This window comes from Flavobacterium pedocola (genome assembly GCF_053764385.1).
The window spans coordinates 159,574-180,537 of sequence record NZ_JBSNCR010000002.1 but is presented as its reverse complement, the minus strand read 5'-3'; the positions used below and the strand labels follow the sequence as shown (position 1 = coordinate 180,537).

Annotated in this window: 9 protein-coding genes; 7 read left to right on the top strand and 2 right to left on the bottom strand. The window is 41.1% G+C overall.

Annotation, left to right across the window (positions count from 1 at the left end):
- Positions 1–239: 239 nt before the first annotated feature.
- The 5 genes from rpoB to ACWPKD_RS04805 all read left to right on the top strand — a co-directional run bounded on the left by rpoB (position 240) and on the right by ACWPKD_RS04805 (position 15,354).
- Entirely contained in the window at positions 240–4,052 is a 3,813-nt protein-coding gene (gene rpoB / locus ACWPKD_RS04825) for a DNA-directed RNA polymerase subunit beta (protein WP_455411553.1), read from the top strand.
- 252 nt (positions 4,053–4,304) lie between these two features.
- Complete coding sequence (rpoC, locus tag ACWPKD_RS04820; protein ID WP_455411552.1) at positions 4,305–8,609, top strand: DNA-directed RNA polymerase subunit beta'; 4,305 nt, start codon at positions 4,305–4,307, stop codon at positions 8,607–8,609.
- A 99-nt stretch (positions 8,610–8,708) separates the two neighbouring features.
- Positions 8,709–9,020 (top strand): DUF3467 domain-containing protein, encoded by a 312-nt coding sequence (locus tag ACWPKD_RS04815; protein ID WP_455411551.1) that lies wholly within the window; start codon positions 8,709–8,711, stop codon positions 9,018–9,020.
- A 166-nt stretch (positions 9,021–9,186) separates the two neighbouring features.
- Complete coding sequence (locus ACWPKD_RS04810) at positions 9,187–11,265, top strand: hypothetical protein (RefSeq protein WP_455411550.1); 2,079 nt, start codon at positions 9,187–9,189, stop codon at positions 11,263–11,265.
- Positions 11,266–11,448: 183 nt separating this feature from the next.
- Positions 11,449–15,354, top strand: coding sequence for a beta strand repeat-containing protein (locus ACWPKD_RS04805; protein WP_455411549.1), 3,906 nt, complete (start codon positions 11,449–11,451; stop codon positions 15,352–15,354).
- A gap of 47 nt (positions 15,355–15,401) precedes the next feature.
- Here the strand turns inward: ACWPKD_RS04805 and ACWPKD_RS04800 are convergent, their stop codons facing one another.
- Positions 15,402–15,617: a hypothetical protein gene (locus ACWPKD_RS04800; protein ID WP_455411548.1), complete on the bottom strand. Its 216-nt coding sequence runs from the start codon at positions 15,615–15,617 to the stop codon at positions 15,402–15,404.
- A 65-nt stretch (positions 15,618–15,682) separates the two neighbouring features.
- On the bottom strand, positions 15,683–17,272 hold the full coding sequence (locus ACWPKD_RS04795; RefSeq protein WP_455411547.1) for a peptide chain release factor 3: 1,590 nt from the start codon (positions 17,270–17,272) through the stop codon (positions 15,683–15,685).
- 258 nt (positions 17,273–17,530) lie between these two features.
- Here ACWPKD_RS04795 and ACWPKD_RS04790 point away from each other — a divergent pair, with 258 nt between their 5' ends.
- Together ACWPKD_RS04790 and ACWPKD_RS04785 are read left to right on the top strand one after the other, a co-directional pair.
- Entirely contained in the window at positions 17,531–19,504 is a 1,974-nt protein-coding gene (locus ACWPKD_RS04790; RefSeq protein ID WP_455411546.1) for a peptidylprolyl isomerase, read from the top strand.
- A gap of 36 nt (positions 19,505–19,540) precedes the next feature.
- On the top strand, positions 19,541–20,905 hold the full coding sequence (locus ACWPKD_RS04785) for a peptidylprolyl isomerase (protein WP_455411545.1): 1,365 nt from the start codon (positions 19,541–19,543) through the stop codon (positions 20,903–20,905).
- Positions 20,906–20,964: the final 59 nt, after the last annotated feature.

Here is a 20,964-nt window from a genome sequence, read left to right as displayed (position 1 = left end):
AGTTATAAAAGCAAGGTTTAGGCCCTGAGAAGAACTCTCAAAGGCCTAAACCATTTTGCGTATAATAAATTATTATTTTAAATAAGTTTAAATACGCATTATTTTAATCTATACGAAGAAAGAAAATGAAATTACAACTTTCTGTTCATTTTCAGAGATGTATCGGTTATTTGAAGAAAGTATAATTACACTGTGTTTTCACACAAAAACTACTTTTTTAATCAAAATTTTGTCCATTGATGTTAGCAAATCAGACTGAAAGATTAAATTTCGCCTCGACGAAAAACATCCCTGATTACCCGGACTTTCTGGATATTCAGGTAAAATCTTTTAAGGATTTTTTCCAGCTGGAAACCAAGTCCGACGAAAGAGGAAACGAAGGTCTCTATAATACCTTCATGGAAAACTTCCCAATTACGGATACAAGAAATCAGTTCGTATTGGAGTTCCTTGATTACTTTATTGATCCACCAAGATATACAATTGAAGAGTGTATAGACAGAGGTCTAACCTACAGTGTGCCGTTAAAAGCACGTTTGAAATTATACTGTACAGACCCGGAGCATGAGGATTTTGAAACAATTGTACAAGATGTATATTTAGGTACCATCCCTTACATGACACCAAGCGGTACATTCGTGATCAACGGTGCAGAGCGTGTGGTAGTATCTCAGTTACACCGTTCTCCTGGTGTCTTCTTTGGACAGTCTTTCCATGCCAATGGAACCAAATTGTATTCAGCTAGGGTAATTCCTTTTAAAGGTTCTTGGATTGAATTCGCTACCGATATCAACAGCGTGATGTACGCGTATATCGACAGAAAGAAAAAATTACCTGTAACGACTTTATTCCGTGCCATCGGATTCGAGCGTGATAAGGATATCTTGGAAATTTTTGACCTTGCAGAAGAAATCAAAGTTTCCAAAACCGGTCTTAAAAAGTATATCGGACGTCGTCTTGCTGCGCGTGTATTGAACACCTGGCATGAGGATTTCGTAGACGAGGATACTGGAGAAGTAGTATCGATCGAGCGTAACGAAATCATCTTAGACCGTGATACGCTTTTAGATAAAGATAATGTAGAGGAAATCGTAGAAGCTAACGTGAAATCGATCTTGTTACACAAGGAAGATAACAATCAGGCGGATTATGCGATCATCCACAATACGTTACAGAAAGACCCAACAAACTCTGAAAAAGAAGCTGTTGAGCACATTTACCGTCAGTTGCGTAATGCAGAACCGCCTGATGAGGAAACGGCTCGCGGTATTATCGATAAATTGTTCTTCTCGGATCAACGTTACAACTTAGGTGATGTAGGTCGTTACCGTATGAACAAAAAATTAGGTTTGGATATTCCTATGGACAAGCAAGTGCTTACCAAAGAGGATATCATCACTATCGTGAAGTATTTGATTGAATTGATCAACTCTAAAGCAGAGATTGATGATATCGATCACTTATCAAACCGTCGTGTTAGAACAGTTGGTGAGCAATTGTCTGCACAGTTTGGTGTTGGTCTTGCACGTATGGCAAGAACAATCCGTGAAAGAATGAACGTTCGTGACAATGAGGTGTTTACGCCAATCGATTTGATTAACGCGAAAACATTATCGTCGGTAATTAACTCATTCTTCGGAACCAACCAGTTGTCTCAGTTCATGGATCAAACGAATCCATTAGCGGAGATTACACACAAGCGTCGTTTATCTGCACTTGGACCTGGAGGTTTATCCAGAGAAAGAGCTGGTTTCGAGGTACGTGACGTTCACTATACGCACTACGGACGTTTATGTCCTATTGAAACTCCAGAGGGACCAAACATTGGACTTATTTCCTCATTAGGGGTATATGCGAAAGTAAATGGAATGGGATTCATTGAAACACCTTACCGTAAAGTTGAAAACGGTGTGGTGGATCTGAAAAACGAACCGATTTATTTAAGCGCTGAAGAAGAAGAAGGTAAGTTGATTGCTCAGGCGAACATCGACATGGATGACAACGGAAAAATTACTGCTGAGCGTGTAATTGCACGTGAAGAAGGAGATTTCCCTGTATTGGAACCAACCGCTGTTCACTATACCGACGTAGCACCGAACCAGATTGCCTCGATTTCCGCATCGTTGATTCCTTTCTTGGAGCACGATGACGCGAACCGTGCGTTGATGGGATCAAACATGATGCGTCAGGCCGTACCATTATTACGTCCTGAATCACCAATTGTCGGAACCGGTTTAGAGCGTCAGGTAGCTTCGGATTCAAGAGTCTTGATCAATGCTGAAGGAAACGGAGTTGTGGAGTACGTAGATGCTAATGAAATTACCATCAAATACGACAGAACTGAGAGAGAAAGAGCGGTAAGCTTTGATGCAGACGAGAAAACCTATCAGTTAATCAAGTTCAGAAAAACCAACCAGAGTACGTCTATCAACCTTAAACCTATCGTAAGAAAAGGGGACAGAGTTGTTAAAGGACAAGTGCTTTGTGAAGGATACGCAACGCAAAACGGAGAGTTAGCTTTAGGTAGAAACCTACAGGTAGCGTTCATGCCTTGGAAAGGGTACAACTTCGAGGATGCGATCGTGATTTCTGAAAAAGTAGTTCGTGACGATATCTTTACTTCCATCCACGTAGACGATTACTCATTAGAGGTTCGTGATACGAAATTGGGTAACGAAGAGTTAACGAATGATATTCCAAACGTTTCGGAAGAGGCTACTAAAGACTTGGATGAAAACGGTATGATCAGAATCGGAGCCGAGGTAAAACCTGGTGACATTTTAATCGGAAAAATTACACCAAAAGGAGAATCAGATCCAACACCGGAAGAAAAACTATTAAGAGCGATCTTCGGTGATAAAGCTGGTGATGTGAAAGATGCTTCATTAAAAGCGTCTCCATCGTTACACGGTGTGGTTTTAGATAAAAAATTATTCGCGAGAGCGGTAAAAGATAAACGTAAGCGTTCTAAAGACAAAGACGATTTAGCGGTTCTTGAGTCTGAATTCGAAGTGAAATTCGTTCAGTTGAAAGACAAGTTAGTTGAGAAATTGTTTGAAATCGTAAACGGAAAAACTTCTCAGGGTGTAATGAATGATTTGGGTGAGGAAGTATTGCCAAAAGGTAAGAAATACACGCAAAAAATGTTATACGCTGTGGAGGATTTCGCACACTTAACAAAAGGTCAGTGGACTACCGATGACGAGTCAAATGCTATGGTAAATGACTTGATCCACAACTATAAAATTAAGTTGAACGATTTACAGGGAGCGTTACGAAGAGAGAAATTCACGATTACTGTTGGGGATGAATTACCATCAGGAATCCTGAAACTTGCTAAAGTATACATCGCTAAGAAACGTAAACTGAAAGTAGGAGATAAGATGGCAGGTCGTCACGGTAACAAAGGTATCGTTGCGAAAATCGTTCGTCAGGAGGATATGCCATTCTTAGAAGACGGAACACCGGTAGATATCGTATTGAATCCACTAGGGGTACCATCTCGTATGAACATCGGACAGATTTATGAAACGGTATTAGGATGGGCAGGTAAGAAATTAGGAAGAAAGTATGCAACGCCAATTTTCGACGGAGCATCTCTTGACCAGATCAATGCCTTGACTGATGAAGCAGGTGTACCAAGATTCGGACATACGTATCTGTATGACGGAGGAACCGGAGAGCGTTTCCACCAGCCGGCAACTGTGGGTGTGATCTACATGTTGAAATTAGGACACATGGTAGATGATAAGATGCACGCACGTTCTATCGGACCTTACTCGTTGATCACGCAGCAGCCTTTAGGAGGTAAAGCACAGTTTGGAGGTCAGCGTTTCGGAGAGATGGAGGTTTGGGCTCTTGAAGCGTACGGTGCATCAAGTACTTTACGAGAAATCTTGACAGTTAAATCGGATGACGTAATCGGTAGAGCAAAAACTTACGAGGCAATCGTTAAGGGAGAAACTATGCCAGAGCCAGGTTTGCCGGAATCATTCAATGTATTGATGCATGAATTGAAAGGTCTTGGATTAGACATCAGATTAGAAGAATAACAAACAAAGCAGTATTCAGTTCCGATGTATCGGAGCTGAATACTTATTTATAATACGTTTTTAAGGATTTATACCCGTAACCCGTTCCGATTTTTTATAATAATGCACGGCATTTTATAACTAGCACTTCAAATGAGAGTTTGAGGTTTAGAGAAGTAATTCGAGGTGGCAGCGTAATGATTTAATCCTTCTTAAGGATAAAACATAAGTCTAAATCAAATTTTAATTGCAAATAAATCAATAGTAAAAACTATGATGAATAATAGAAATAAAGATAAAAATACGATCAAAAGATTTAACAGGATTTCCATTGGTCTTGCTTCTCCTGAGTCGATTTTGGCTGAGTCAAGAGGTGAGGTTCTAAAGCCGGAAACCATCAATTATCGTACTCACAAACCTGAGCGTGACGGTCTTTTCTGCGAGCGAATTTTCGGTCCTGTAAAAGATTACGAGTGTGCTTGTGGTAAATACAAAAGAATCCGATACAAAGGAATCGTTTGTGACCGTTGTGGGGTAGAAGTAACAGAGAAAAAAGTACGTCGTGACCGTGTTGGACACATCAATTTGGTGGTGCCAATTGCTCACATCTGGTATTTCCGTTCACTTCCGAACAAAATCGGTTATATCTTAGGTTTACCGTCTAAGAAATTAGACATGATCATTTACTACGAAAGATACGTAGTAATCCAGCCGGGTATCGCTAAAGGACCGGATGGAGAATCTTTAAACAGATTAGATTTCCTAACAGAAGAAGAATACCTGAACATTCAGGATTCCCTTCCGATGGAAAACCAATATTTGGATGATACAGACCCGAACAAATTCATCGCTAAGATGGGTGCGGAATGTATCATGGACTTGTTAGCCCGTACCGATTTAGATGCTTTGTCATACGAATTGCGTCACGCTGCTAACAACGAAACTTCAAAACAAAGAAAAACAGAAGCGTTAAAACGTCTTCAGGTAGTAGAATCTTTCCGTGAGGCTAACAACAACAGAGAGAACCTTCCTGAGTGGATGATTTTAAAAGTGATCCCGGTGATCCCGCCAGAATTACGTCCGTTAGTGCCGCTAGATGGTGGTCGTTTCGCGACTTCGGATTTGAACGACTTATACCGTCGTGTAATTATCCGTAACAACCGTTTGAAACGTTTAATGGAGATCAAAGCGCCGGAAGTAATCTTGCGTAACGAAAAGCGTATGTTACAGGAATCTGTAGACTCGTTATTCGACAACACAAGAAAAGCTTCTGCTGTTAAAACAGAATCGAACAGACCGTTAAAATCGTTATCGGATTCCTTAAAAGGTAAACAAGGACGTTTCCGTCAGAACTTACTAGGTAAACGTGTGGATTATTCAGCACGTTCGGTAATTGTTGTTGGACCTGAGATGAAAATGTACGAATGTGGTCTTCCGAAAGATATGGCTGCTGAGCTGTACAAACCATTCGTTATCCGTAAGTTAATCGAGAGAGGAATTGTTAAGACCGTTAAGTCAGCTAAGAAAATCATCGATAAGAAAGAGCCGGTGGTATGGGATATCCTTGAAAACGTAATCAAAGGACACCCGGTACTACTTAATCGTGCTCCTACTTTGCACCGTTTAGGTATTCAGGCTTTCCAGCCAAAACTTATTGAAGGAAAAGCGATTCAGTTGCACCCGTTAACGTGTACGGCGTTCAACGCGGATTTCGATGGTGACCAGATGGCAGTACACTTACCGTTAGGGCCAGAGGCTATTTTAGAGGCACAATTGTTAATGTTGGCTTCCCACAATATCCTTAACCCTGCCAATGGTGCGCCAATCACGGTACCTTCTCAGGACATGGTTTTGGGTCTGTATTACATGACCAAAGAACGTTTGTCGACTGAAACGCACAAGATTTTAGGGGAAGGTTTGACTTTCTATTCTGCAGAAGAGTGTAACATTGCGCTAAACGAAGGAAGAGTTGAGTTGAATGCTCGCGTTAAAATCAGAGCTAAAGACTTCAATGAGAATGGAGAATTAGTATACAAAATCATCCAAACTACTGCAGGAAGAATCTTGTTTAACGAGGTGGTTCCGGAAGCAGCAGGATACATCAATGACGTATTAACTAAGAGAAACTTAAGAGATATTATCGGTCACATTTTAAGTGTAACTGATGTACCTACAACAGCAGCTTTCTTGGATAATATGAAAGATATGGGGTATAAATTCGCATTTAAAGGAGGATTGTCCTTCTCTTTAGGTGATATTAGAATCCCGGAACAGAAAAATCAGTTGATTGCAGATGCCAGAGAGCAAGTTGAAGGTATCTCTATGAACTATAACATGGGTCTTATTACCAATAACGAGCGTTACAACCAGGTTATTGATATTTGGACTTCAGCCAATGCGCAATTGACAGAATTAGCAATGAAAAATATCCGTGAGGACCAACAAGGTTTCAACTCGGTATATATGATGCTTGATTCTGGAGCGCGTGGATCGAAAGAGCAGATTCGTCAGTTAACCGGTATGCGTGGTTTGATGGCTAAGCCTAAAAAATCAACTGCTGGTGGTGGTGAAATTATTGAAAACCCGATCTTATCGAACTTTAAAGAAGGTCTTTCGATCTTAGAATACTTCATTTCTACCCACGGTGCCCGTAAGGGTCTTGCGGATACGGCACTTAAAACGGCGGATGCGGGTTACTTAACGCGTCGTTTACATGACGTTTCCCAGGATGTTATCGTGAACTCTGTAGATTGTGGTACCTTAAGAGGTGTTGAAGTTTCTGCTTTAAAGAAAAACGAAGAGGTTGTTGAAACCTTAGGGGAAAGAATCTTAGGACGTGTTGCGTTACAGGATGTGATCAATCCACTAAACGGAGAAGTTATTATTCCTGCAGGGGAGCAGATTACTGAGGCAATCGTTAAAGCAATCGATGTATCTCCGGTAGAAAGAGTAGAGGTTCGTTCTCCGCTTACATGTGAGGCAGAAAAAGGAATCTGTGCTAAATGTTACGGAAGAAACCTTGCAACAGGTAAGATGACGCAGAAAGGTGAAGCGGTTGGTGTTATTGCAGCACAGTCAATTGGTGAGCCGGGTACACAGTTAACACTTCGTACGTTCCACGTTGGAGGGGTTGCTGGAGGTATCTCTGAGGAATCAAGCATCATTGCACGTTTCGGAGGTAGATTGGAAATTGAAGATCTTAAAACAGTTAAAGGAGAAGATAACGAAGGAAACGTTGTGGATATCGTAATCTCCCGTTCAACTGAATTAAAATTAGTAGACGAAAAAACAGGTATTGTTTTAAATACCCATAATATTCCTTACGGTTCAAGCATTTTCGTAAAAGACGGAGACGTAGTTGAAAAAGGTGCGACCATCTGTAAATGGGATCCGTATAATGGTGTAATTATCTCTGAATTTACCGGTAAGGTAGCTTACGAAGATATCGAGCAAGGACAATCGTTCATGGTTGAAATCGATGAGCAAACCGGATTCCAGGAGAAAGTTATTACCGAAGGAAGAAATAAAAAATTAATCCCTACTTTATTGATCTACGGAAAAGACGGCGAACTGATCCGTTCGTACAACTTACCGGTAGGAGCTCACTTAATGGTGGACAACGGAGAGAAAATTAAAGCAGGTAAGATTTTAGTTAAAATCCCACGTCGTTCTTCGAAAGCGGGAGATATCACGGGAGGTCTTCCAAGAATTACCGAGTTGTTAGAGGCTCGTAATCCTTCGAACCCGGCTGTAGTATCTGAAATCGACGGTGTAGTATCGTTTGGAAAAATCAAACGTGGTAACCGTGAGATCGTTATTGAGTCTAAATTTGGTGAGATCAAGAAATATCTTGTGAAATTATCGAACCAGATCTTAGTTCAGGAGAATGACTTCGTAAAAGCAGGTATGCCGTTATCAGACGGGGCAATCACTCCGGAAGATATCTTAAGAATCCAGGGGCCATCAGCTGTTCAGCAGTATTTGGTGAACGAGATTCAGGAGGTTTACCGTTTACAGGGGGTAAAAATCAACGACAAACACTTTGAAGTTGTTATCCGTCAGATGATGCGTAAAGTACAGATTCAGGATCCGGGTGATACGTTGTTCTTAGAAGAGCAATTGGTTCACACGTCTGATTTCATCACTGAAAATGACAAATTATACGGAATGAAAGTGGTGGAAGATGCCGGTGATTCTCAAAACCTAAAAGCAGGTCAGATTGTATCACCAAGAGAGTTACGTGATGAGAACTCCTTGTTGAAACGTAACGATCAGAACTTGGTGGTGGCAAGAGATGTAGTTCCTGCAACAGCTACTCCGGTACTTCAAGGTATTACAAGAGCATCGTTACAAACGAAATCGTTTATCTCTGCGGCATCGTTCCAGGAAACAACGAAAGTGTTGAACGAAGCAGCTGTAGCTGGTAAAGTTGACGATTTAGAAGGATTGAAAGAGAACGTTATCGTGGGTCACAGAATCCCTGCCGGAACCGGTATGAGAGATTACGATAACACTATCGTCGGTTCTAAAGAAGAGTTCAACGAATTGTTGGCTGCTAAAGAAGAATTTAACTACTAGTATTTAATTTCTTAGTATATTTATAAATCCTAACAGTGTTTTACTGTTAGGGTTTTATATTTTAGCACTAATATTAAACTACTACTTAAAAGTATCACAATGAGCGACAAGAACAATCCACAGGGGCAGATCAATATAGAATTAGACGAGCAGACTGCAGAAGGTACGTATTCAAATTTGGCAATTATTAACCATTCCAATACCGAGTTTGTTTTGGATTTCGTTAGTATCATGCCGGGTGTTCCTAAGGCGAAAGTAAAATCAAGAATTGTGTTGACACCACAACACGCGAAACGATTGTTAAGAGCTTTGGGGGAAAATATCCATCGTTTTGAAGCAGCACATGGAGAGATTAAAGAAGCGGAACAACCGCCAATCCCTTTAAACTTTGGTCCGACCGGGCAGGCTTAATTCAAAATGAAATATCAGATACAGACGATTCAGGATAGTGGTTATTATTCTGAGTCGTTTTTTTTTTTTTTTTGCTTCATTGCTAGTAGATTATGCTTTAAAAAATCTTCTTTTTTTGTTCGAGTAAATAGTTTTTGATATTTTTACATACCCTAACCCCAATTTTATGAATAAACATTACTTTAACCTGTTTGGTTTGCTTGGCTGCAAATTGAACACAGCTCTACTGATACTGGTTTTTTTGACATCTTTTTCGCTTCAGGCACAGGTTGTTTTTACAAATGATCTGGATGAAATTACCTCCGAGATATGTACGGGTTCCAATAAAAAACTGGCGGTAAGTGTTACTAAAGGAACCTGCGCTGATTTTTTAGGCAATGTCGATGCTACGGCGTTTGTCTGGCAGGTTGAATCAGCTCCTAACGTTTGGGTGGGAATCAATGAGTATCCTGTAACAGGGGTTTCGTACAGCATTGAAAAAAGAATCAATACCAACGGAAACGTAATCACCAATATTTTAACGGTTAATACTACAACGTCAACTCCGGAAGTCAGCCTGAAATACAGAGTACTTGCTCAGGGCTCAGGTGGCTGTGCACAGGCAACTTCGCTTACGGAATCCGTGGCAGTTAAATATTACAGATGGAACGGTTCGCTAAACAATGCCTGGACGGAAACTGCCAATTGGAATTGCGGTAAGCTGCCAACTTCAACCAGTGTTGTGGTGATACCGGCTGCGGCAAATCCTGCGGTAATATCCACTACGGTGCAGGTAAAGGAAATTATTGTGGAAAATGGTGGGGAGCTTACGGTAACTACCGATCATAACCTTACGGTTAACGGTCCTGTTACTGTTCTGGGAACCGGAAATTTCACCTTGCAGAACAACGCAAACTTATTGCAGGGTTCTTATGCCGGGGGAAATACCGGTAAAATTAAAGTAGCCCGAAACAGTTCGGCACTGGTGCGTTTGGATTATACGCTTTGGGGTTCTCCGGTTGTCGGACAAAACCTTTTGAATTTTTCGCCCTTAACCTTGACCAACAGGTTTTATACTTATAATTCAGATACGAACCTATACAACACCATTGATCCGGCTACCAATGATTTTCAGCTGGCTAAAGGATATTTGATTAGAACCCCTAACAACCATCCGACCACGGCAACGGTTTGGAACGGAATTTTTGCGGGTACACCCAACAACGGAACCATTCCAGTAAGCCTTTATAACGGAGGGGTGGGCAAAAAATTCAATGCGATTGGGAACCCATATCCTTCGCCTATCCGAATGAGCTCTTTCGTAACGACCAATATCGGAAAAATGACCGGGACGATTTACTTCTGGAGAAAAAGCAACAGTACTGCTACTGAGCCGGGTTATTGTACCTGGACTTCTGCCGGATTTGTTAGTAATGGGGAAGCGCAGGTTTTCGATCCAAACGGCATCATCAGAACCGGACAGGGTTTCTTTGTGGAAATGTCCAATAATGAGACCAATATCGTTTTTAACAATACAATGCGAATTGCCAACAATGCCAATCAGTTTTTCAGAAACCAGCAAGAAAAAAACGAAGCCGAAGGAATTTTGTCCGGTGATAAAATAAAACTGAACGTTGACGGGGGAAAAGGTTACAGAAACCAAATGCTTTTGGGGTATTTTGACAATGCTACCAACGGTGTGGATTTTGCTATCGACGGAAAAGAACTTATGGAAACGCCCCTTGCGCTTACCATGACACTTGATGGAGAAGATTACACAATTCAGGGGAAAAACAAATTTGCTCATGAAGATATTGTGCCGTTGAAATTTAAAACGCATACAGCCGGAGAATTTGAGATTTCAGCAGAATCTTTGGAAGGTGTGTTTGCCGGAAATCAGCAAGTGTTTCTTAAGGATAATTCGGTCAATAAAATTCATGATTTGAAAATGTCAAAATATCGTTTCGTGTCGGACTCCGGTGTTTTTGAAAACCGTTTCGAATTATTGTTTGAAAAATTTGAAATGAAATCACGTGTTCAGCTTGATAATGTGACCGTTTATAAAGCAAACAATCAGTTGGTTATCACCTCAGACAAAAAGATCCTTGATGTGAAAGTTTTTGACGTGCAGGGAAGACTTTTGAAAGAACTGAAGAATCTCTCGTCTGATCAGACTAACATACCATTGCAGGTTGATAATCAGGTGCTTTTGATTCAGATTCAGACGGAAAGCGGCTCGTTACAAAGTAAGAAGATTGTTTTCTGATAAAAGATTTAAATAAGAGAATAAAAGAGCCTTTCCGTTTGGAGAGGTTTTTTTATTCTCTAATTAGAGGGAATTGACTGTTAAAATTAAAAATAATGTGTATTTGGTCGATTTTTTTTCTGAAAAACGAGCCTCTTATCTTATAAATAGTTAACTTTAAAAGTGAACTTTAAATGTAATGGTATGGAGTATACAATTACGCAACTAAAATCGGCCTTTGCCAAAATCGATTTTAAAGCGGCATTACTTCTAATGCTGCTTTGCGGTTTGTCAATGAAAGGTCAGACAATCCAGGTCAATACTGTCGCCCCTAATCCGGTTTGCGGCGGGCAACTCGTTACCTTAACTTTTACGGCAACCAACGGAAACGGGAATAATAAGCATTATAAAGACACTACTGTTTTTTCGGCTTATTTAAGTACGAATACAGGTGCTGCTCCCTTTACTTTATTAGGAACCGTTGCGCTACAGCCTTATACGTTTCAAGGTGGTAATGGAGTAGTGAATGCCAATGTTGAGGGAACTATTTTGTTGCCGGTTACTGCTTCGGGTGCCTATAAAATAGCAGTCGGGTCCACAGGGCCTGATTTTGATGCCAGTACCGGTGCCGGCGCATCTTCCGATTTTACGGTTAATGCTGCTCCAACGGGTGGTGCAATCTCAGGAAGTGCCACTGTATGTCCCGGAACCAATAGCACGCTTTTGACTTTATCCGGGTATACCGGGAGTATCGTGAAATGGCAATCGTCCACGGTAAGTGATTTTTCTTCCGGTGTTGTTGATATCAGCAATACTTCTGCAAGTTATACTGCTGTTAATATATCGGTTTCAACCTATTACAGAGCGGTGCTTACTAACGGAACCTGTCAGTCGAATAGTGGGGTAGGAACGGTTACGGTAAATCCGAATGCAGGAACTGCGGCTTCAAATCAGTCCATCTGCTCCGGAACGCAACCGGCGAATATTGTTTTGTCCGGAAGTACAGGAACCATACAGTGGCAATCGTCCACAGATAATGTTGTTTTTAATGCTATTACAGGAGCCACTGCTGCGACTTTAACATCTGCTCAGATGGGGAACTTAACGGTGACGACCTATTATCGTGCCATGGTTACCGGAGGTTGTGGTACGGTGAATAGCAATGTGGTGACTGTTACGGTTAGCCCGCCTTCTGTGGGTGGAACGGTAGCCTCAGATGCGACAGTGTGTTCCGGAAACAACTCAACAGTCTTAACACTTAGCGGACATACCGGGACAGTGATTAAATGGCAGTCTTCTACGCAGCCCAATTTTAATAGTCCTACGGATATCGCTAATACAACCACAACTTTAACGGTTGTGGATTTAGTATCAACCACTTATTACAGAGCTGTAGTACAGAATGGAGGTTGTGCCGTTGCGAACAGTGCCAATGTGAAGATTACGGTTCAGAACGGACCGATGGGAGGGACTTTGTCGGGTAGTGCGACAGTTTGCTACGGAGCAAATATTACCAACCTGACACTTACAGGCTATAGTAATACTATTCAAAAGTGGCAATCGTCTCCGGTAAGTGATTTTTCTTCCGGAGTAGTCGATATTGCTAATACAACTGCAAATTTAACGGTGTCAAACTTAACCGCAACAACGTATTATAGAGTGGTGGTGGTGAATATGAATTGTACGGCCTTCAGTACAGTTGCTACAATAACGGTTAATCCAATGTTGGTGACATCCATAAGCGGTACAAACAGTCCGGTTTGTTCGGGAAATGATGCCGTGTTCAATTTGACCGGAACTTCCGGAGCTACCGTAACGTATAATATTAACGGCGGAAGCAATCAAACGGTTGTGCTGACTGGAGGAACGGCTGCTGTAACCGTTACAGGAGCGAGTTCGGATCAGACTTTGAATTTAGTTTCCGTTGTCTTGTCAGGATGCTCTCAAACTTTAAGCGGAAGTTCTACAGTTACTGTGAATCCGGCGCCGGTAGCTTCAATAAATGGTAATAACAGTCCGGTTTGTTCCGGGAATGATGCTGTGTTCAATTTGACCGGAACTTCCGGAGCTACCGTGACGTACAACATTAACGGCGGAAGCAATCAAACAGTTGTGCTGACTGGAGGAACGGCAGCTGTAACCGTTACTGGAGTGAGTTCGGATCAGACTCTGAATTTAGTTTCCGTTGCCTTATCAGGATGTTCTCAGGCATTGTCAGCAAGCTCTACGGTCACCATAACGTCATCGCTTTTTGTCTCAATAAGCAGTAACAACAGTCCGGTTTGTACCGGTAATACGGCAATTTTCAATTTAACCGGATCTTCAGGGGCTACCGTGACGTACAACATTAACGGCGGAAGCAATCAAACGGTTGTGCTGACCGGGGGAACAGCTTCTGTTACGGTTGCAGGCGCTACTTCGAATCAGACCTTGAATTTGATTTCCATATCATTATCTGGATGTTCCCAGGCCTTAACAGGAAGTTCTACCGTTACGGTGAATGCTGTAAATAGCTGGACAGGTGCTGTTGATACGAACTGGAACCAGTCAGGCAATTGGAGTTGCGGGACTGTTCCTAATGCAAATTCCAGCGTAATTATTAACTCTGCAACGGTAGTTGTTTCTTCTGCCAATGCTTTTGCCAATACGGTGTCATTAAACGGAACGGCTTCTTTAACGGTTAATTCGGGATACAATATCACCCTTACCAATAACATGGCAGTTGCTTCTGGAGCGTCTATGGTTTTGCAGAATAATGCTAATTTATTGCAGATCAACAATGCACCGAATATCGGAAACATAACCGTGTATCGAAACAGTTCAGCCTTAATGCGTCTAGACTATACCTTATGGTCTTCACCGGTTGCCTCGCAAAATCTCTTAGCGTTTTCGCCTTTAACAGTAGCGACACGTTTTTATGTTTACAATTCCGCGACTAATGTGTACAGTGCCATTACGCCAAGTTCCAATAGTTTTCAGACGGCAAAAGGTTATCTGATCAGAATGCCGGACAACCACCCGACGACACCTACCAAATGGGGAGGGGTTTTCAGCGGAGTTCCTAATAACGGCAACATTTCATTCAGTGCTTATAACGGAGGTTCCGGATTTGGGTACAATGCGATAGGGAACCCGTATCCGTCTCCGGTGGATTTGAACAGTTTTGTAAATGGTAACAGCGGTAATATAACCGGTACACTTTATTTCTGGAGAAAAACGAATAGTGCAACGACCGAACCGGGTTATTGTACCTGGACCACGGCAGGTTTTGTAAGTAACGGAGAAGCACAGGTGGTGAATCCAAACGGTATTTTAAGAACAGGACAAGGCTTCCTTGTGGAGATGTCAGGTAGCGCCACTACTGTTTCGTTTACCAATAGCATGAGAGCTGCCGATAATGCCGATCAGTTTTTCAGAAGTACTGCCGGCAGAGACTTGACCGGTGACCGAATCTGGCTTAATGTGGATAGCACTTCCGGTGCCAACAACCAGATGTTGCTGGGGTATTTCAACAGTGCAACTTTAGGAGTGGATTATGGTATCGACGGAAAAACAATAGAAGATGCCCCGGTTTCCCTTACCATGGATATTAACGGCGGGAATTATATCATACAGGGAAGACCTGCGTTCGTGAATACAGATGTGGTTCCGTTGCGCTTTAAAACCTCGTATTCAGGTGCTCATTCGATTGCCATAGATCATGTGGACGGTGTTTTTTCAGGAACTCAGAACATTTATTTGCGAGACAATCTTTTGAGCGTAGTGCACGATTTGAAAGCGGCTCCGTATTCGTTTACATCCGCGGCGGGAACTTTTACCAATCGTTTCGAAGTGTTTTATGATACTACTTTAGGTGTCGGATCAGGTAATGCGTATGCAAATACTGTGGTGGTTTACAAGAACAGCCCGACCAGTCTTGCTATTTCAGCCAAGAATATAACTATCGCGGATGTTAAGATTTACGACTTGCAGGGAAGAGCGATTCAGGGACAGTCGGATATCAATGCATCTGAAATTGTTATCTCGAATCTGAACCTGGCCAATCAAATCCTATTGCTGGAAATTAAAACCACAGAAGGAGTTGTTATCCATAAAAAGATACCTTTCTGATAAGATGAAATAATAAAAAAGCCGACTACATGTAGTCGGCTTTTTTATTATGCGTTTTCTTTTTTACGGTTTCTGAAATAGTTGAAAGCGAATAAAATCCCAAACAATCCCAGCCAGATCAGTTTGCTATTGATTGGTGCTGTCGGCGGATCATCGTCTTCCAGTCCTCCGCCTCCGTCATCGGTACCGGGCTGTGCGAAAGCAACAAAATCCGATAGGAACAGAAAGCTGAAAAGGTAAAGTTTTATTAGGTTCGATTTCATGCTGTATACGATTTGGGCTGTAAATATATAAATTCTTGTTATGGTTTTGATTTTCAAAATGTTAATTATTCAAATTCCGATGTGAAAAGCAATTTTACACTTGGGTATTTGCTCTGCGTCATCTGAATGGAAAAATCTGAATCGGCAAGAAAAACCATCTGTCCGTATTTGTCTGTGGCAAGGAATTTCTGTTTGATGCGCTTAAATTCTGAAAATTCCTCGTTTTTAGGGTCTTCCGGTTTTACCCAACACGCTTTAAACGCCGGGAAGTTCTCATAAGAACATTTTGCACCGTATTCGTGCTCCAAACGGTATTGGATAACTTCATACTGTAATGCTCCAACGGTTCCGATTACTTTACGGTTGTTCATTTCCAAAGTAAACAACTGTGCCACACCTTCGTCCATTAACTGATCGATACCTTTTTCCAATTGCTTGGCTTTCATCGGATCGGCATTGTTGATGTAACGGAAATGCTCCGGAGAGAAGCTCGGGATTCCTTTGAAATTCATCACTTCGCCTTCTGTCAGCGTATCACCGATTTTGAAATTTCCGGTATCGTGTAACCCGACAATATCACCGGGATACGAAATATCAACGATCTCTTTTTTCTCGGCAAAGAAAGCATTCGGGCTGGAAAATTTTAAATTTTTTCCATGACGCACGTGCAAATAAGGTTTGTTTCTTTCGAAAGTTCCGGAAACGATTTTTATGAAAGCCAGACGGTCACGGTGCTTCGGGTCCATGTTGGCGTGGATTTTAAAGACAAATCCTGAGAATTTATTTTCGTCCGGTTTTACTTCACGGGTGTCGGAATCTTTTGGTCGTGGCGTAGGAGCGATTTCAATGAAACAGTCCAGTAATTCACGTACACCAAAATTATTTAAAGCCGAACCGAAGAATACCGGCTGTAAATGTCCGTTCAGGTATTCGTCACGGTCGAACTTCGGATACACTTCGTCTACCAATTCCAGTTCTTCACGAAGTTTGTTGGCCGGTTTTTCTCCGATGATTTTTTCCAGTTCCGGATTGTTTACATTGTCGAACGCGATGGTTTCTTCAATATTTTTACGGCTGTCTCCTTCAAAAAGGTTGATGTTTTTCTCCCAAATGTTGTAAATCCCCTGGAAATCATACCCCATACCGATAGGGAAACTTAACGGGGTTACATGAAGTTTCAGTTTCTTTTCGACTTCGTCCATCAAATCGAAAGCGTCTTTTCCTTCACGGTCTAATTTGTTGATGAAAACAATCATCGGGATGTTGCGCATGCGGCAAACTTCCACCAATTTCTCAGTCTGTTCCTCAACCCCTTTTGCAACGTCGATTACTACGATTACGCTGTCAACGGCGGTTAAGGTACGGAAGGTGTCTTCGGCAAAATCCTTGTGACCCGGAGTGTCCAGAATGTTGATTTTTTTGTCTTTGTAGTTAAAAGCCAATACGGAAGTGGCTACCGAGATCCCTCTCTGGCGCTCAATTTCCATGAAATCGGAAGTGGCTCCTTTTTTGATTTTATTGCTTTTTACGGCTCCGGCCTCCTGAATCGCACCACCAAATAAAAGCAGTTTTTCAGTAAGGGTTGTTTTACCGGCATCGGGGTGGGAAATAATCCCGAAGGTTCTTCTTCGCTGTATCTCTTTTTGAAAACTCATCAGACAAAATTTTGTGGGGGCAAAAGTACTTATAATAATTGTTTTATGAAATCTTTACGTAAGATGTTATAAAGTAGTAACCTTAGAAACCTGTTTTTGGTGTCTAAAACAATAATTAAACATGAATAATTGCCTTGAATGTGTAATGGATTGGCTTAAAAATCCTATTTCGTTTATAAATATCTAAAACTCTTGTTAATAATTTTGTATTTATCGCCTAATTACTACATTTGTGAATTGCAAAAAATTCAGGAATCAATGAAAAACATTAAGCTGTTATTAGCCTTATTAGTTGGATTTACCGTACACAGTCAGATACCGAACTCAAATTCGAAAGTTTTATTTACAATCGACGACAAACCGTACTATACAGATGAGTTTGCGAGGGTTTACAAAAAGAACCTCGATCTGGTAAAAGACGATTCCCAAAAAGATCTGAATCAGTACTTACAGCTTTTTATCGGATACAAGTTAAAAGTGAACAAAGCCAATAGGTTAGGTCTGCAGAATAATGTGGCCTATCAGAATGAATTGCGTTCCTATCGTACCCAGTTGTCCAGAAATTACACTACGGATACCAAGGTTACCAAAGAGCTGATTCAGGAAGCCTATGAGCGTTCCTTAAAGGAAATTAACGGCTCCCATATTTTGTTTACTGTGGATGAAAATGCCGCACCTGCTGATACCTTAAAGGTTTACAATCAGGCTTTGGATGTGCGTAAAAAGATTTTAGGCGGAGAAAATTTTGAAGAAGCAGCCCTGAAATATTCACAGGATCCGTCTGCTAAAGATAATAAAGGAAATTTAGGCTGGTTTTCAGTGTTCCGAATGGTGTATCCTTTTGAAAGCGCGGCGTACAAAACGGCTAAAGGTCAAATTTCAATGCCGGTAAGAACCCGTTTTGGGTATCATTTGGTAAAAGTGAATGATATCCGTGCTAACAGAGGACAGGTTAGTGTGGCGCATATCATGACTTTGAAAGGAGAGAATCCGGCAGAAGCGGAAACAGCAAAAACCACCATTGAAGAGGTCTACAAAAAGCTGAAGCAAGGTGAGAGTTTCGAAAGTTTGGCCCAACAGTTTTCTCAAGATAAATCATCGGCCGGTAAAGGCGGTCAGTTGCAACGTTTCGGTTCAGGGGAGTTAAGCTCTGAAGCCTTCGAAAATGTTGCTTTTTCATTAAAGGACAACGGTCAGATTTCGGAACCTTTTAAAACGGAATTCGGTTGGCATATCGTAAAACTGATCGAGAAACACCCGGTTAAACCAATCGAGGAAGTGGAATCTGAATTTGATTCTAAAATTAGAAAAGATGATCGTTCCAAACGAATCAATGCTTCTTTAAACGAAAAATTAAGCAAGAAGTATCCGGTAAAACGTGATGATAAAGTTTTTGCTTCGGTTAAAGCGTTGATCACGGATAAGTATTATACACAGGAGTGGGATCTTCCAACAAATATGAAAGATTTCAATATTAAGTTGTTAACGGTGAATAACGATAAAAACATTAATGCTACGGCTTTCATCAGTTATATCAATTCCCAGCAAAAAAATAATATCAAAATCAAACCGGTTGCAAAATTGGTGGATCATTTGTACACGAAATTTGTGGAAGAGTCGTTAGCTAATTATTATAACGATAATCTTGAAAAAGAATTTCCGGATTTTTCCAATGTAATGGACGAGTACCGCGACGGGTTGTTGTTATTCGACTTAATGGAAAGAGAGATTTGGCAAAAAGCGAAAACCGATACATTGGGGCTTCGTCAATTCTACGAAACCAACAAAGCGAATTATCAGTGGAAAGACAGAGTTCAGGCCAATATTTTTTCGTCTACCAAAGAAGATGTAGTGAAAAAAGCACAGGCATATCTGAAGAGTAAAAAATCAATCGATTTCATCAAAGAAAAGCTGAATACCAAAGATGCGGTGGAAATCATGGTGAAATCAGGGATTTATGAGCTTGACGGCGATGCTTTACCAAAACACAAAAACCTGAATAAAGGCGTAACCGACATCGTAAAAGAAGGGAATTATTATTTTGTGACCCAGATTAACGATAAACTTCCAAGGGCGACCAAAACATTAGATGAGGCCAGAGGAAGAGTGATTAACGATTACCAACAATATCTTGAACAGAATTGGGTTAACGAACTGAAAAAAGAATTTTCCGTAAAAGTAAACGAGCAGAATTTTGCCAAGGTTAAAGAAGAATTGTTGCAGACGAAATAGAGAATAAAGAACGGCTTCGGCTATAAAAATGAAATAATGAAATTTACGATTAATAAGATTGCCCTGATTTTTGGAATTACGATTGCTTTTTTGAATGCTGCTTATGCGCAGCCTAATTCCAAAAAGAAGTTAGATGGTGTTGTAGCGGTAATTGGGGATTATGTGGTTTTGGATTCTGATATCGATAAAACCTTTGTTGAACTTCAGGCGCAGGGAATGCCAACCGGAAGTATCACCAGATGTGAGATGATCGGAAAGTTGATGGAAGATCGTTTGTATGCGCACCAGGCCATTCAGGACAGTATTGTAGTTACAGATTCGGAAGTAAACGAATACATGAACAATCAGATTGACGATATGGTGGAGCAGGTAGGTTCCATTGAAAAGGTAGTGAAGTTTTACAATAAAAAGAATGTGGAGGAATTCAAAACGTACTTTTTTGATGTGATCAAAATGAATAAACTGGCTTCCCAAATGCAACGAAAAATTGTTGACGGTGTAGAAGTGACGCCTGAAGAAGTACGTACCTTTTTTAAAGCTATTCCTAAAGAAGACCTTCCGGAATTCGGCGCTGAAATGGAAGTGGCTCAAATTGTGGTAAAACCGGCTATTTCCCAGGCGGAAAAGCAAAAAGCGATTGATCGCTTGAGAGAGATTAAGAAAGAAGTGCTGGAAGGAGCAAGTTTTTCAACGCGTGCCGTTATCTATTCAGAAGACAGAGCTTCCGGGGCTTCCGGTGGTTATATTAAAGTGACCAAAAAAGCAGGTTTAGTTAAAGAGTTTAAGGAAACCGCTTTCAGTTTGCAGGAAGGTGAGATTTCCGAACCGTTTGAAACCGAATTTGGTTATCATATCATTTACCTGGAAAAAATCCGCGGACAGGAATTGGATGTGCGTCACATTCTGATCGCACCAAAAGTGACCAAAGAAGCGCTTGCCGAAGCGAAAACAAAAATTGAAACGATCCGCAAACGTATTGTTGACGGGGAGATTACATTTGCAGAAGCTGCTAAGCAGTTTTCAGATGAAAAAGAAACGCGTAACAACGGAGGGGTTTTAATGAATCCGAGAACGATGGAAACCCGTTTTGAGTTGACCAAGATGGATCCGGCTTTGTACAGCCAGGTTTCGGAGCTGAAGGATAAAGAAGTTTCGTTGCCTTTGATCGATCAGGAGCAAAACGGAAGCAAGCATTATAAGCTGATTACCGTAACCAATCGTTTTGATGCCCACACGGCTGACTTTGCTACCGATTATATTAAGATCAAAGAATTGGCTTTGAAAGAAAAACAGATCAAAGCGATCGGTAAATGGACCGAAGAAAAAATCAAAGAGACGTATATCAAAATCAACGGAGAATACAAAGATTGCACCTTCACCAATAACTGGTTGAAAAAATAACTGTAAATTATGCATTATAAGTTATGAGGGACAAGTTGTTTAACTCATAATTCATTAAC

Bases quoted from the DNA above. Each gene is read 5' to 3' on its own strand.
- rpoB (WP_455411553.1), top strand. From the start codon at position 240: ATGTTAGCAAATCAGACTGAAAGATTAAATTTCGCCTCGACGAAAAAC.
- rpoC (WP_455411552.1), top strand. From the start codon at position 4,305: ATGATGAATAATAGAAATAAAGATAAAAATACGATCAAAAGATTTAAC.
- ACWPKD_RS04815 (WP_455411551.1), top strand. From the start codon at position 8,709: ATGAGCGACAAGAACAATCCACAGGGGCAGATCAATATAGAATTAGAC.
- ACWPKD_RS04810 (WP_455411550.1), top strand. From the start codon at position 9,187: ATGAATAAACATTACTTTAACCTGTTTGGTTTGCTTGGCTGCAAATTG.
- ACWPKD_RS04805 (WP_455411549.1), top strand. From the start codon at position 11,449: ATGGAGTATACAATTACGCAACTAAAATCGGCCTTTGCCAAAATCGAT.
- ACWPKD_RS04800 (WP_455411548.1), bottom strand. From the start codon at position 15,617: ATGAAATCGAACCTAATAAAACTTTACCTTTTCAGCTTTCTGTTCCTA.
- ACWPKD_RS04795 (WP_455411547.1), bottom strand. From the start codon at position 17,272: ATGAGTTTTCAAAAAGAGATACAGCGAAGAAGAACCTTCGGGATTATT.
- ACWPKD_RS04790 (WP_455411546.1), top strand. From the start codon at position 17,531: ATGAAAAACATTAAGCTGTTATTAGCCTTATTAGTTGGATTTACCGTA.
- ACWPKD_RS04785 (WP_455411545.1), top strand. From the start codon at position 19,541: ATGAAATTTACGATTAATAAGATTGCCCTGATTTTTGGAATTACGATT.